Source organism: Oceanobacillus massiliensis str. N'diop, from assembly GCF_000285495.1.
GTDB classification, from domain to species: domain Bacteria; phylum Bacillota; class Bacilli; order Bacillales; family Amphibacillaceae; genus Oceanobacillus; species Oceanobacillus massiliensis.
Window position 1 is genome coordinate 554,613 of sequence record NZ_HE610977.1, and the last position, 13,337, is coordinate 567,949.

18 protein-coding genes are annotated in these 13,337 nt (G+C 40.3%); 9 read left to right on the plus strand and 9 right to left on the minus strand.

Annotated features, from left to right (window positions below; translation table 11 throughout):
• Positions 1–385 precede the first annotated feature (385 nt).
• The 4 genes from fabF to OMHG_RS08310 form a co-directional block, all read right to left on the minus strand.
• Entirely contained in the window at positions 386–1,624 is a 1,239-nt protein-coding gene (gene fabF, locus OMHG_RS08295; RefSeq protein WP_010650017.1) for a beta-ketoacyl-ACP synthase II, read from the minus strand.
• Between the two features lie 30 nt (positions 1,625–1,654).
• Positions 1,655–2,593 (minus strand): beta-ketoacyl-ACP synthase III, encoded by a 939-nt coding sequence (locus OMHG_RS08300; protein ID WP_010650019.1) that lies wholly within the window; start codon positions 2,591–2,593, stop codon positions 1,655–1,657.
• A 125-nt stretch (positions 2,594–2,718) separates the two neighbouring features.
• Positions 2,719–3,684: a BMP family ABC transporter substrate-binding protein gene (locus OMHG_RS08305; RefSeq protein ID WP_390621674.1), complete on the minus strand. Its 966-nt coding sequence runs from the start codon at positions 3,682–3,684 to the stop codon at positions 2,719–2,721.
• 63 nt (positions 3,685–3,747) lie between these two features.
• Positions 3,748–4,362, minus strand: a complete 615-nt coding sequence (locus OMHG_RS08310; RefSeq protein ID WP_010650022.1) for a hypothetical protein — start codon at positions 4,360–4,362, stop codon at positions 3,748–3,750.
• Between the two features lie 216 nt (positions 4,363–4,578).
• Between OMHG_RS08310 and OMHG_RS17885 the strand changes: the two genes are divergently transcribed.
• On the plus strand, positions 4,579–4,743 hold the full coding sequence (locus tag OMHG_RS17885; protein WP_010650023.1) for a DUF2929 family protein: 165 nt from the start codon (positions 4,579–4,581) through the stop codon (positions 4,741–4,743).
• Positions 4,744–4,792: 49 nt separating this feature from the next.
• Here OMHG_RS17885 and OMHG_RS08315 read toward each other — a convergent pair whose 3' ends face one another.
• Positions 4,793–5,101 (minus strand): hypothetical protein, encoded by a 309-nt coding sequence (locus OMHG_RS08315; RefSeq protein ID WP_010650024.1) that lies wholly within the window; start codon positions 5,099–5,101, stop codon positions 4,793–4,795.
• A 147-nt stretch (positions 5,102–5,248) separates the two neighbouring features.
• Here OMHG_RS08315 and OMHG_RS08320 point away from each other — a divergent pair, with 147 nt between their 5' ends.
• Complete coding sequence (locus tag OMHG_RS08320; RefSeq protein ID WP_147629052.1) at positions 5,249–6,061, plus strand: undecaprenyl-diphosphate phosphatase; 813 nt, start codon at positions 5,249–5,251, stop codon at positions 6,059–6,061.
• A gap of 179 nt (positions 6,062–6,240) precedes the next feature.
• On the opposite strand, the gene OMHG_RS08325 is transcribed toward OMHG_RS08320, so the two are convergent.
• Both OMHG_RS08325 and OMHG_RS08330 read right to left on the minus strand, forming a co-directional pair.
• Positions 6,241–6,552, minus strand: coding sequence for a metal-sulfur cluster assembly factor (locus OMHG_RS08325; RefSeq protein ID WP_010650028.1), 312 nt, complete (start codon positions 6,550–6,552; stop codon positions 6,241–6,243).
• 84 nt (positions 6,553–6,636) lie between these two features.
• A complete protein-coding gene (locus OMHG_RS08330; protein WP_010650029.1) occupies positions 6,637–7,398 on the minus strand; it encodes an alpha/beta fold hydrolase in 762 nt (253 codons plus the stop codon).
• A gap of 138 nt (positions 7,399–7,536) precedes the next feature.
• Between OMHG_RS08330 and OMHG_RS08335 the strand changes: the two genes are divergently transcribed.
• The 4 genes from OMHG_RS08335 to OMHG_RS08345 all read left to right on the plus strand — a co-directional run bounded on the left by OMHG_RS08335 (position 7,537) and on the right by OMHG_RS08345 (position 9,327).
• Complete coding sequence (locus tag OMHG_RS08335) at positions 7,537–8,373, plus strand: HAD family hydrolase (protein WP_010650030.1); 837 nt, start codon at positions 7,537–7,539, stop codon at positions 8,371–8,373.
• Between the two features lie 151 nt (positions 8,374–8,524).
• Positions 8,525–8,677, plus strand: coding sequence for a hypothetical protein (locus OMHG_RS18765; RefSeq protein WP_010650032.1), 153 nt, complete (start codon positions 8,525–8,527; stop codon positions 8,675–8,677).
• A complete protein-coding gene (locus OMHG_RS08340; protein WP_010650034.1) occupies positions 8,678–8,872 on the plus strand; it encodes a DUF3813 family protein in 195 nt (64 codons plus the stop codon).
• A gap of 191 nt (positions 8,873–9,063) precedes the next feature.
• The gene (locus OMHG_RS08345; protein ID WP_010650036.1) at positions 9,064–9,327 is read left to right on the plus strand and encodes a NifU N-terminal domain-containing protein; all 264 of its coding nucleotides are present in this window, start codon (positions 9,064–9,066) and stop codon (positions 9,325–9,327) included.
• 262 nt (positions 9,328–9,589) lie between these two features.
• On the opposite strand, the gene OMHG_RS08350 is transcribed toward OMHG_RS08345, so the two are convergent.
• On the minus strand, positions 9,590–10,000 hold the full coding sequence (locus OMHG_RS08350) for a hypothetical protein (RefSeq protein WP_010650038.1): 411 nt from the start codon (positions 9,998–10,000) through the stop codon (positions 9,590–9,592).
• 17 nt (positions 10,001–10,017) lie between these two features.
• Positions 10,018–10,860 (minus strand): YitT family protein, encoded by an 843-nt coding sequence (locus OMHG_RS08355; protein WP_010650041.1) that lies wholly within the window; start codon positions 10,858–10,860, stop codon positions 10,018–10,020.
• Between the two features lie 113 nt (positions 10,861–10,973).
• On the opposite strand from OMHG_RS08355, the gene OMHG_RS08360 reads away from it, so the two are divergent.
• The 3 genes from OMHG_RS08360 (at position 10,974) to OMHG_RS08370 (ending at position 13,262) form a co-directional block, all read left to right on the plus strand.
• On the plus strand, positions 10,974–11,840 hold the full coding sequence (locus tag OMHG_RS08360) for a DegV family protein (RefSeq protein ID WP_010650044.1): 867 nt from the start codon (positions 10,974–10,976) through the stop codon (positions 11,838–11,840).
• 247 nt (positions 11,841–12,087) lie between these two features.
• Positions 12,088–12,279 (plus strand): YppF family protein, encoded by a 192-nt coding sequence (gene yppF / locus OMHG_RS08365; RefSeq protein WP_010650045.1) that lies wholly within the window; start codon positions 12,088–12,090, stop codon positions 12,277–12,279.
• 110 nt (positions 12,280–12,389) lie between these two features.
• Positions 12,390–13,262: an SDR family oxidoreductase gene (locus tag OMHG_RS08370; RefSeq protein ID WP_044476828.1), complete on the plus strand. Its 873-nt coding sequence runs from the start codon at positions 12,390–12,392 to the stop codon at positions 13,260–13,262.
• Positions 13,263–13,337 lie beyond the last annotated feature (75 nt).

A 13,337-nucleotide genomic window follows, 5' to 3' on the forward strand; every position in this document is an offset into this window, starting at 1 on the left:
AAGGTAATTCTTAAATTCCTCTTTTAATATTAATTCTAAGTTCTCTTTAACAAAATGAAGGACCATGGATTCGATTTGTTTAGAAAAAATATTTTCAGTTATACTAGTAGACATAGGTAAGGTACTTCCTTTCTGGTTTTTGTTGTGGCTAACTAGAGGATTTACCTTACCTTTTTGTTTTATACTTCTTTACACAACATATTGTACGTCATCCGCTCTTCTCGTTTATTCCGCGATTCTCACGATTATTCCGCGCTCACCCGGTTTTTTCCGCGCTGCCTCATCTGCACGCTCGGTCTCTAATCTAACCATGTTCACCTGCAGTCATATTCTTCAGTACCGCAATAAAAAAGCTGGCCCGCAATATTTGCGGGCCAGCTTTGATTTATTGATATTTTTTAAAGACAAGTGCTACGTTATGGCCGCCGAAGCCTAGTGAGTTGCTTAGTACGATATTTACGTCTTGTCTTCTTGCTTCATTCGGTACATAATCCAGATCACAATCAGGGTCTGGTGTTTCGTAATTGGTTGTTGCCGGAATGATGCCGTCTGTGATTGATTTGATTGATATAACGGCTTCTACTCCACCTGCTGCTCCGAGTAAATGTCCTGTCATTGATTTTGTTGAAGAAACGGCAAGATTTTTAACATGATCGCCGAAGACGGTTTTGATTGCTGCTGTTTCATATTTATCATTGAGTGCTGTGCTTGTTCCATGAGCATTGATATAATCGACTTCTTCCGGGGAAACCCCAGCGTCTTTAAGGGCATGCTGCATGGCACGTGCCGCTCCTTCTCCATTTTCGGCAGGTGCGGTAATATGGTATGCGTCACCAGTTGAACCGTATCCGATGATTTCACCATAAATGTGTGCGTCGCGCTCCAATGCGGAATCTAATGATTCGAGAATCAGGATTCCGGAACCCTCTCCCATTACAAAACCATCCCGATTTTTATCAAATGGACGACTGGCTTTGCTTGGATCTTCATTCGTTGATAATGCTTTTGCTGAGGAGAATCCAGCAAAGGCCATATTGGAAATCGGAGCCTCTGTTCCGCCAGCAATAATATAGTCCACGTCACCGCGCTGAACCGCTTTATAGGCATCACCAATTGAATTGGCACCTGATGCACATGCTGTTACGGTACATGAATTTATTCCTTTTGCACCTAATTGAATCGATACTTGTCCGGCAGCCATGTCGGGAATCATCATTGGCACAAAAAATGGACTGACCCTTTTGGGACCTTTTTCCATCAATTTGGTATGCTGTTCCTCCCATGTCTGCATGCCGCCAATACCAGAGCCAATCCATACTCCAACTCGATGGGCATTGCTGTCATCGATTGTTAGCTTGGCATCTTCAACTGCCATTTTAGACGCTGCTACCGCATATTGGGTAAACGGGTCCATTTTACGAGCATCCTTTTTATCCATATATGCTGTCGGATCAAAATCTTTAAGCTCTGCAGCCACTTTTGCAGGGTAATTGTCTTTCTCAACACGTGTCACAAAGTCAATTCCTGATTTTCCTGCGATGATACTTTCCCACATTGTATTTACATCATTACCAATAGGTGTTACGGCACCCAATCCAGTAATTACTACTCTTCTTTCATCCATTTTAATTCCTCCTCCCAGTTACTCAGTGATCTATCTTCCCCAGCGCATAGCAACCGCGCCCCAAGTAAGACCGCCACCAAATCCAACCAATACAATTAAATCATTATCTTTAATTTTACCTTCTTTAACAGATTCTGACAAAGCCATAGGAATTGAAGCTGATGAATTATTTCCATATTTCTTTATGGTCGTTGCCATTTTATCTTCAGATATCCCAAGACGCTGACGGGCAGCCTCCATGATTCGGATATTTGCCTGATGCGGAACGAGATAATCAACATCTTCCTTGCTGTAGCCGATTTCTTCAATAACATTGACAGTTGATTGAGGCATTTGTCTGACCGCAAATTTATAAACTTCCCGGCCATTCATTACAAGCTGCCTCTCCTCATTTTGGTATAATTCCTTACCGCCTGCACCATTTGCGCCAAGTTCGAAGGATAAGATACCTTTACCCTCTGATACTTCACCAACGACCGCTGCTCCCGCTCCATCTCCAAGCAGGACACAGGTACCTCTGTCCTCCCAGTTCGTGATTTTGGACAGCTTTTCAGCACCTACGATTAGAATTTTCTTGTATGCTCCCGTCTCAATAAACTGTTTTGCTGTGGTAAGTGCATACATGAATCCGGAACATGCGGCACTTATATCCATTGCTGCGGCCTTTGTTGCCCCAATACGGTCCTGCAGCATACAGGATACAGATGGAAATGGTGTATCAGGAGTAACAGTCGCCACTAAAATCAAATCGATATCTGCAGCATCGACATTTGCCTCTTCCAATGCACCAAGTGAAGCGTGATAGGCCATATCCGATGTATCGATATCATCCTCTGCCAGCCTTCTTTCCTCAATACCTGTTCTCGTTCTGATCCATTCATCATTCGTATCAACGATTTTTTCCATATCCTTATTTGTGACTACCCTTGTCGGCAAGTAGTGTCCTGTACCCAGTATTCCAACATTCATATTGTCAACTCCCCTATATATCAATGATTAATATCAATTATTATGACTTGGTACTAATTTTAATGTAAATGGAATGATTAAGCAAGAAAAAAAGAATGGCTTCCGCTTTCTTTGTACTTTGTTCCTCATTGTTCATTTGGCAAAAGATCTGTCTCAATATAAGTTTCAACATATCCTTCCATTTCTTTTTGGAATGACTCCGGAACGTCATCATTAAATCCACCAAGTGAAATAAAGTTGTCCTGGAAATCAAACGTTAAGACCGTTCCTTCCAGTTTATTTTTATTAAACATCTCAGCTGTGGATTTATAAAGCTTGTCCACATGCTGGATCGTGCTTGTAAGAACTGCGTCGGGTGCTTCATCCAGCTGATCGGAAATATAGCCGATTGCATAAAGACCATCTTCCTCTGCCATTTGGATAACCTCATTACTATAGGCATCCCCAATCGGATAAAAAATGTCCACGCCTTTCTGCTTCATCTCTTCATATATTTGCAGCGCTGTTTCAGTATCCTTCCAATCATTGACATAGTTGATTAGAATTTCCGCATCCGGATTTTGATATTTCACCCCTTCATAGAAGCCTTCAATTTCCGGCTGCCAGTTATAGGTGGCAATGATGCCGGCCAGATTGGATGTAGTCATCTTTCCTGCAACCATTCCGCCCAAAAAGCCCATCGCATGGGAGTTGAAATTCAGGCTCGTTACATTATCAGCATAACTGCCGCCATTAAAATAGACGAAATGAACGTCCGGGTACAGCTCTGCAACCTCTGTAAAGTAACTTCCATAGATACTGCTGTGGCCATAGACCAAGTTTACTCCATCCTCGACAAATTCAGCTACTGCATTGTTGATTTCCTCACTTGTCGATACGTTTTCTTTGTAATATACATCTGTATCAAACTCTTCTCCAATTTGAAGCAGTCCATTATACCCCTTTTCGCTCCATTCCGATGCGTCTATAGATGTATCAAGCAGCATACCGACATTTTGTACTTCACCAGTTTCAAAATATGAGCAGCCCGATAATGCAATTCCTGTAATTATTATGAGGACAAAGGCAAATTTCTTTTTCAAATTGTACACTCCGTTCTGCTTTTTCAAATGACTGTACTTCTACTCCTTATGTGGGATAAATCCTAACTGATTTCAACTGTCTCGATTCCTGTTTAACCGATAATGCTCCACTATCTCTTTTATAATATCACTATTAGGTATATTTTCCCGGAGATAGACCGTTTTATCAAGTTTTGTGCCTAAACTTCTTTTATTATGGCTGGAATAAACCTGTAAAAGGTCTGGTAAGCTTGGTCCCTTTATCCATTGGAGCAGTCCTTCTGTTAAATCCCGGACGTAAATTGCATTCTCTTTGAAGTAATCGGCAGTAAACGAAATGAATTCATCTTTTTGGAACAAGCCTTTTTCATTCATTGGCATCCATTCGCCATAGAGTAAGGGAGTCGAGATGACCGTACAATTCGGATGGTTAGTCGATTGGACTGTCTTTTCGTCCGGATTGATCATCATAAGTTTCTCAACCCTCTGCTGAATCGGATGATGGTATGCTCCAGCTATGATGCCAAGTTCATATTCTTTATATTCTTCTGCAGCAATCAATGAAAAGAGACTGTTCCTGCCAAAAAACATACTAAGATCATCCTCACTAGGCAAGCTGATTCCATCTATCTCATAGTCGTTTTCCAATAAAGAATTTACGATATTGTAACCAACCCAATGATTACAATCAGCGACAAGTATACGCATATTTGATTTGCCTCCCCCATAAACATTATATTTCGATGACAAGTCTTTTTTTTGGAGTGAAATTTGATAGAATAAACGAGATGTATAGACATTGTTCCAATCACAAATTAATCATACAATCAAACGTAAAGCAGTCGAGATGTTTCATACTGATCATTTCCAAAGAACTGCTTTGGGCAAATACAAAAAGGTGAGGTGTTAGGTGTGCGTTACATAATGACAATTGTTTGGGCCATATTGATTGGTGCAGCTGTTTCCTATGTACTGACTAGTATGGGCGGTGAGCCATTTGTAATGGCTGATTCATTAGTACTCTCTGCTATTTTCGCTGTGATAGCCATGATTCTTGGCGATGGAATCTTAAGACAGGAAAGTAAATAAGTTGAGTAAAACCCTTGCCTTCCAGCAAAGTCGGCAAGGGTATTCCTTTTTAATACCAAGGTAGGATACTTAATGCAGTTAGTGCTACAAGGGGAAGTACAAACCTTCTGAACCTTCTTCTCGGTCCTCCATATCCTGGAAACCCAAAACCGGGGTAGCCGTAACCGAATAATCTGCTGTTATCATTCCCAAAGTGTGACTGTTCGTTATTTTCTATTGGAACAGCAAAATATACATACTCATCATCAAGCCCTGTAATAATTCCGTCAAACTGCGAACCATCAGTAGTTTGTGCGAGCACATATGAATGCATATGGTTTTTGCAGAGTTCATACATATGTTTAGTATCATTATTCATTTTCTCAGCCTCCTCATCTTCAGCCTATTCAATGGCCTATAGGATGGTGACATGTATAGTGGATGAATTGATATTTGAGGAGCTTCTGCTGAATAGACAGAGAAAAAATGATTTCAGAAATAAGGAGAGAATAAGAACATGGATTTCATAACAAATATATGGACAATCATTCAATACTTAATCTTAGGTTTAGTACAAGGGGTTTCAGAACCGATTCCAATATCTTCAAGTGGTCACCTTGTCATCTTCAGAGAATTATTTGGAATTGAAGCTGAAGGTCTGTCCTTTGAGATATTCGTAAATTTTGCCTCACTTTTAGCTGTACTCGTGATTTACCGTGAGGATATTATACGAATTATAAAAAATGGCTGGCTTTTTGTTACAAAGAAATCCGAAGCTGCCAAAAGTGATTTCAATTTCATCATTTACCTAATCATAGCAACCATTCCAGTCGGTGTGGTCGGCGTGTTATTTGGTGACGCAATTGGTGAAGCATTAAGCAATACAAAGGTCGTTGGTGTGACATTATTAATTACTGCTGCAGCATTATGGATGATTCGAAACCTTCGGGGAAGAAAAAACGATGGCGACCTAACGATGAAAGACGCTGTTATTGTGGGACTCGCACAGACCATAGCAGTTACACCTGGCATCAGCCGCTCAGGTGCTACCATTGTTGCTTCGATGCTGATCGGAATGAGACAGGAGACAGCATTGCGATTTGCATTCCTGCTTTATATTCCAGTAAGTCTCGGAACTACCATACTGGAAGTGCCCGATATGGTTCAAAGTCCCGATTTCCAGGCAATGCTTATCCCGCATATCGTTGCCTTTATAGCATCATTTATCGCAACATATTTCGCACTTAAATGGTTCATGAATATCATGGCAAAAGGGAATTTAAGGTATTTCTCTTATTACTGTGTCGTTGTTGGACTGCTAGTCATCATATTCTTATAATACGCTTGAAAGCTGTCCTGAAAACAGGGCAGCTTTATTATATTTTGGCGTGATTCGTGATTATAATGCAGCAGTGAAAGAACCTGTCTTTTCCATCTTGTCTAACAGGACTGCCGCTCCCCAATCAAAAAAGCCTCTCCGAAAAGGATATTACCTTTTTCGGAAAAGCTTTATATAAGTCAATCCGGGATTCCCAATGCAATCTTGGCGTAGCGGGACATTCTTTCTTTCCCCCACGGCGGGCTCCATACGATAATTACGTTTGTTTCTTTTACTTCCGGGATATCGGCAAGTGCATGTTTAATATCTGCTTCAATGTGAGCAGATAGCGGGCATCCCATTGCAGTAAGGGTCATTGTTACGTCACATACCCCTTCGTCGTTCAGATCGACATCATATATTAAACCCAGGTTCACAATATCAATTCCCAGCTCAGGATCGATAACGTTCTCAAGGGCGCCCATTAAATTTTCTTTTAATGCTTCATCCATCATTTTTACCTCCTTCACTTATCTACTTCTATTTAAACATAATTTTAACTTTTATTAAATAATAAAACCCAATAGTGTGCTGAATTATAAATGCTTATCGAACCAGTTAACGGTTTGCATAATAGCATATCTGCTTACTTTATGATCGCGATTTTCTTCTTTGATAAATTTGATATTTTCTTTATTTTGATAGAGCTTCACGGCCTCGTCATAAAATGTGTAGGAATGATCAAATGGAACGACAGAGTCATTCTCGCCATGCCAGAACAGCAGTGGTCGTCCATCAAGCTTTTCCGGATGGACAGACAAATCAAGTTTCTTCAGGTTACTATACAAGCCTTCAAGCATTTCATCGGTAACAGGGAGATTCCCCATCTTCTTAAAGCTCTCGACGAGTGTTTTGGCAAATGTGGTGATCTTTGGTGAACCCATCAGAATCGCTGCCGTCTTAATCCATGGATATTTGGTCAGTGCTGCCGATGTAGTGATTCCGCCCATGCTCGTACCTGCCAAGCCGAACCGACCGTCAAGGAGCAGATTCTTATCATCTAAATAGGACTTTATGGTTTGAAGCTCGTCCACATTCTGAAGTACAATATCCCAGAAGGAAATTTGTTTTTTTCGATTGGAAATATCCGCTTCTCTTTCCCCATGATACATGCTGTCAGGCAGCACAACCCTGTAGCCTTTTTCTGCAAGCAAGTATGCAAGCGGCAGATTCTGTTCCTTTGCGCTTGTAAAGCCATGGATGTATACAACAACAGGCAATGCTTCATTCTGTTTGTCGGCATTTACAATCACTAAACTTGGAATAGATTGGATCATTTCTTTATATATTCCGATCATGTGCGTCTCCCTCTTCCTAAAATGTATGATATCTTCCATTTTAAGTGCAGGCTGGCTTCCTTGCAAACAATGTAAACAATAAATTACTTTACATATACCTAAATAATTAATAAACTATTCACATATGAGGTGAATTGCATGAAAAATAAAAAACATCTAATCGCATTGGATCTTGATGGTACATTACTAACCGATAAGAAAGAAATAAGTTCACGTACAAAACAAATCATTTTAACAGCAATGGATGAAGGCCATATAGTTGTCATTGCAACCGGCAGGCCCCACCGTGCAAGCATCGATTACTACAAACAGCTTGGACTGAACACCCCGATGGTCAATTTCAATGGGGCGTTGATTCACCATCCTAATGACCGGACCTGGGATTTCGCGATGCATACTCCCATGCCAATCAAAACTGCGCATAGGATTATTGACGCCTGTTATGAATTGGATGTTCAAAATATCCTTGCTGAAGTTATGGACGATGTTTATCTGGATAGCTTCGATGAGGAAATTATCGATATATTTCAGCAGACACAGAATGAACCGCCATACGTCATTGGAAATATAAAGCACAATCTGAAGGAAGACCCAACCTCCGTGCTTATCCATCCAAAAGAAGAACATATCGAACAATTGAGAAACCATTTAAATGACTATCATGCCGAAATCATCGAACACCGTAAATGGGGAGCACCATGGAATATTATTGAAATCATCAAAAAAGGCATGAATAAGGCTGTAGGATTGCAAAAGATTGCTGATTATTATGATATTCCCAAGGATCGTATCATTGCCTTCGGAGACGAAGATAACGATCTGGAAATGATTGATTATGCCGGTGTCGGAGTTGCAATGGGTAATGCAATTGAAGACCTGAAAAATGTTTCCAAGCACCAGACGCTGACAAATCAGCAGGATGGAATCGGTATTTTCCTTGAAGAATATTTGAACATTAAGGTTAAAACGATTTAAGCGCAGCTGGTTCCTAAACACCAATTGTTACCTGTTTTATAAAATGGAATCTATACCATACTATAAGTGGACGTAAATTTACGTTCACTTTTGTTTTGCCTTTACTTCAGCATCTTTAGAGTGATTCTGTATCTTTAGGGAGGACTTCATCTTGGGAAAGCGAAATAAATCGAAGCGCTTTAGTCATCAAGGAGCAACTTCCGTCAAGAAACACGCAGAGGTATTCACGTACCGTTCCACTTTAGCTGCAGAGGTCGATCGTAAACATGAAGATGATGATCATCATACCTTAGGAGGGTTTTAATTGCAAAACAACCTATTTCAGCGCGCAAGAGATGCAGTCACAAATATGGTAAATATGCCAGGACAGACAAGTGAGCAGGACCAGCAAGCTGCACAAAACGCCATACAGGCTGCTTATAAAGAAGCTTCTCCTGATGAACGTAATCAGTTGCAGCAGTTAGAACAGCAATTGAAACAGCAGCACGAACTCAAATAGTCGGCATACCAAGACATGTGATTTTCTGATTCCAAGAAAATTTAAAAGCAAGCAACTTTTACTTCCAAGAATAAGAAGCAGCAAAAATAATCTTCCCTTCTCCATTAGAGATTAGGGGAGATTATTTTTTTGCTTTGTAAAAATACGCTTTTCTGATACTATTAGGGTAGTATGAATTAGGAGGGATATATATGGGAATTCGCGTCGAGGCAACACCTAACCCAAATGCTATGAAATTTACTGCAGATAAACTAATATTCGAAGGTACGAACAGTGTTTCCGTTATGCCTGGAAACACAAGTGAATATGAAATCATGAATGAATTAATGACAATTGAAGAAGTTGAAAATGTATTCGGTTACCAGAACTTCATCACTGTAAATAAAAAATTTGATGCAGAATGGGACAATCTTAGTCCTAAAGTATTGGATATAATCGAAAAACACGGGTATTAGCATACATAGTAAAATGTCCGTTTAAAAGTTCAAGGGAAAATTTATAGTGCCCCATCCTTTCTGGGGGAAGTAACATTAGAGGAGCATTCAGCTTCTCTTTTTTGTTTGCATTGTTATTTCGGGTTGCCCTTTTATGTACAAGTGGCAGGTAATCTCAATAATGTCACACCTTTTTATCGCAGACGAAGGATTTAGCAAATATTAAAAAGGCCGGTGTTAATTCATGATTGAATTAACACCGGCTTTTTTGATTGAGAGCTACTCATTCTTCTATATCAATTGGGATATAGTTCGGGTTAACGGTTTTGTCATTGGCATCTTTCCCGTACAGCAAAATCATTGGCGGAGCCTCTTTACCTCTAACCGTTTCCGGAAGGGTCCCTTTAATCTCAAAATCTTCCCAGACTCCTGGATCAGCTTCTAACGTAATGCGCTGTTCTTCTACGATTCGTTCCGCTTCCTGATCAATTACGTAAAAAAATGCTCCCTCAGTAGCGCTCGCTTCTCCGGTTAGGACAAATTCATTTCCTTCCGTCTTCAGATCAAGATTTTGAAACTTTACCGATGCATTGCTTTCTTCAACTACGGTGTGCTGGCTATCTGCAGTATTGCTATTCCCATTTCCACATGCCGCGAGAATCAATACGGATGCCAGCATCATAATATATTTCATTTTGTCCATTCTCCTTATCAATCACGTCTGAAGAATCCATATACCCCTGCCGTCTCAACGATATTCGTAAAGGCGTCCGGATCGACTTCACTTATGATTTTTTCCAGATCATATAATTCGTACCGCGTTATCACAAGATACATCAGGCTTTTATCCGCCTTTGTATAGGCCCCTTTAGCAGGTAAAATCGTAATGCCGCGGACCATTTTACGATGGATAGCCTGCTGCAGCTCATCTGTTTTTAAGGTAACAATCATAGCTGTGACTTTTTCGTGACGTGTATGAATTGCGTCAATAACTCTTGTCGAGACATATAATGTCAACAACGTATATAAGGCGTTTTCCGGCAAATACAAGATACCGGCCAGAGCAATAATAACTGAATTCATAACAAGAAAATATATCCCTATCGGCTTGTCCTTCAAGCGGGATAGAATCATTGCCACAATATCCATACCACCTGTAGAGGCACCTATTTTCAGCGTCAGTCCCACTCCCAAACCACCAATTACTCCACCGAACACTGCGTTGAGAATAATGTCATTTGATAATGCGACCACAGGTATGAATTGCAAGAATAAAGATGAGAAGAAAACGGAGACAATACTATATAGCGTAAAGCCTTTTCCAACTTTGAACCAGCCTACCAATAGAACAGGGATATTCAACAGCAGCAGCAGAATCCCTGTACTGATATTGATACCAATAAAATCTTTAAAAACGCTCGACAGAATCTGTGCCGCTCCAGTAAACCCGCTAGCATATACATTTGCTCCTATCAGGAAAAGATTCAATGAAAGTGCATTTAATAGCGCACCAAATATAACAATAATAATCCGTTTTGCCTCAACCATGAACATAACGGTACCTCCTTTGTGCATTTATCTTTAATTAAATAATATTTCTTTGACTAAAATTCTAAATAGCTTTAAACTAGAATATACTAGAGTAAATTAAGAATGTGGGTGGGAAAATGTCGATAAAAATTCTTGCGGATAGTGCAAGTGATTTGTCAAAGCATTATTATAACCAATATAACATTGAAATGGTACCATTAACTGTTCATTTGGATGGAAAAGAATATGAAGATGGACAAACCATTGAACCAAAAACGGTATATGATTCCATGAGAGCAGGGAAATCCCCAAAAACTTCTCAGGTTTCGCCTCAACTGTTTAAGGCGGTTTTCACGAAATATGCTGAAGCAAACGAGCCGTTGCTATATATAGCTTTTTCTTCAGAGCTCTCAGGTACATATCAGACAGCAAAAATGATGGAGCTTGAAGTTAAAGAAAGCTATCCAGATGCTCCCATCCATATTATCGATACCAAATGTGCATCAATCGGCTGCGGTCTTGTTGCCATCCATGCTGCTAAGCTTGCTCACAATGGGGCCACCCTTGAGGAAATCATTGAATCTGCCGAATATCAAGCGGAACATATGGAACATATTTTCACAGTTGACGACCTCGAATACTTGTATCGCGGCGGCCGAGTAAGTAAGACAGCAGCATTTGTCGGTACGTTATTAAAAATTAAACCATTGCTCCATGTTGAAGATGGAAAACTGATTCCATTGGAAAAAATTCGCGGTGCAAAAAAAGTTCTTTCCCGTATGGTTGAGATTATGGAAGAGCGTGGAACAGACTTTCAGAACCAAACGATTGGAATCAGCCACGGGGATGACCTGGAAAAGGCTGAACTCCTGGCATCAATGATTAGCGAAAAACTTGGTGTTAACAAGGACGATATCGTGATCGATATGGTCGGAGCATCTGTCGGTTCACATGCAGGTCCTGGAACAATCGCATTATTCTTTTCCAACAAACCGATTAAATAATGATAAAGCCTGCCAAGCCTCTTTTTGCTGGACAGGCTCTATTTTTGGGGATTTTTATCGTAATTATATGTCTCACATAGGGTTATTCCTAATCTGCTCATTTGCAAACATGGGGAAAGTGACTGCATCACATATAGTTCCCTAACAGATATACGTGGAACTTCAATAAAAAATGGCATGATTGCTTTTCATTCGTCATACAGTTGTATATATAGCTACTATATTAAACCTGAGATGGGGGTTGCCTATGATACATGAACTTTTGGATGACTTTGAAAACGAGCACAAATTTGCACCACTTACCATTGACAACTTATTGGATTACTATCAAAAAAAATATATTAATGGTGAAATTGATATTAAGAAATACCACAACATATACAGTTGCCTGCATGAAAAAGGAGCAGTCTCGGCACACGAATATTCTTTAAATAAATAGCCCTGAAGTGGGCTTTTTTTATTTTCCAGCCCCTCTCCGTTTTTCTTCCCATGATTTAATTTCTTAATTTCGGGTACATTGTAACTAAACGATACTAAGGAGGAAAACTGATGGGAATGGAAAAATCTAATGGTACACAAACACCACCGGCACAGGTTCAAAACAAGCAGCCCGGTATTGAAACAAAAATGAATCCTGAACCTGAATATATACGTAAAGGTTATAAAGGCAGCGAAAAATTAAAGGATAAGGTAGCCATCATTACTGGTGGTGACAGTGGTATTGGACGTTCTGTCAGCGTTCATTTTGCAAAAGAAGGGGCAGATATCGCTATCATCTACCTCGATGAGCATGAGGACGCAAATGATACGAAGAGACTCGTGGAAAACGAAGGACGGAAATGTTTGCTTATAAATGGCGATATTGGAAACCAGTCATTTTGCGAAGCTGCAGTAACAGAAGTGCTGGATGCCTATGGCAAGATTGATATCCTTGTAAACAATGCCGCAGAGCAGCATCCACAGCAAAGCTTTATGGATATAAGTGCTGAACAGCTGGAAAAGACGTTCCGCACGAATATTTTCAGTATGTTCTATCTGACTAAAGCTGTATTGCCTAATCTGAAGGAAGGAAGCAATATCATTAATACAACTTCCATCACGGCATATGCGGGCAATCCTTCATTGATTGACTATTCATCTACGAAAGGCGCAATCACTTCCTTTACAAGATCCCTTTCAGGTGAGCTTGTTGAAAAAGGCATCCGCGTCAATGGTGTGGCACCAGGGCCAATCTGGACCCCATTGATCCCAGCTTCATTCGACAAAGAAAAAGTAGATCAATTCGGGGCAAATGCTCCAATGAAACGTCCAGGTCAGCCGCAGGAATTAGGTCCAGCATATGTCTACCTTGCGAGCGAGGATTCAAGCTATGTTACCGGTCAAGTGATCCATGTCAACGGCGGAACGATTGTGAATGGATAAACGTGGTACGGGAACAGTATTTCAAAGCGCTGTTTCTATATCCTTGATTAAAAAAATAGAAGGCTCTCCGATGCT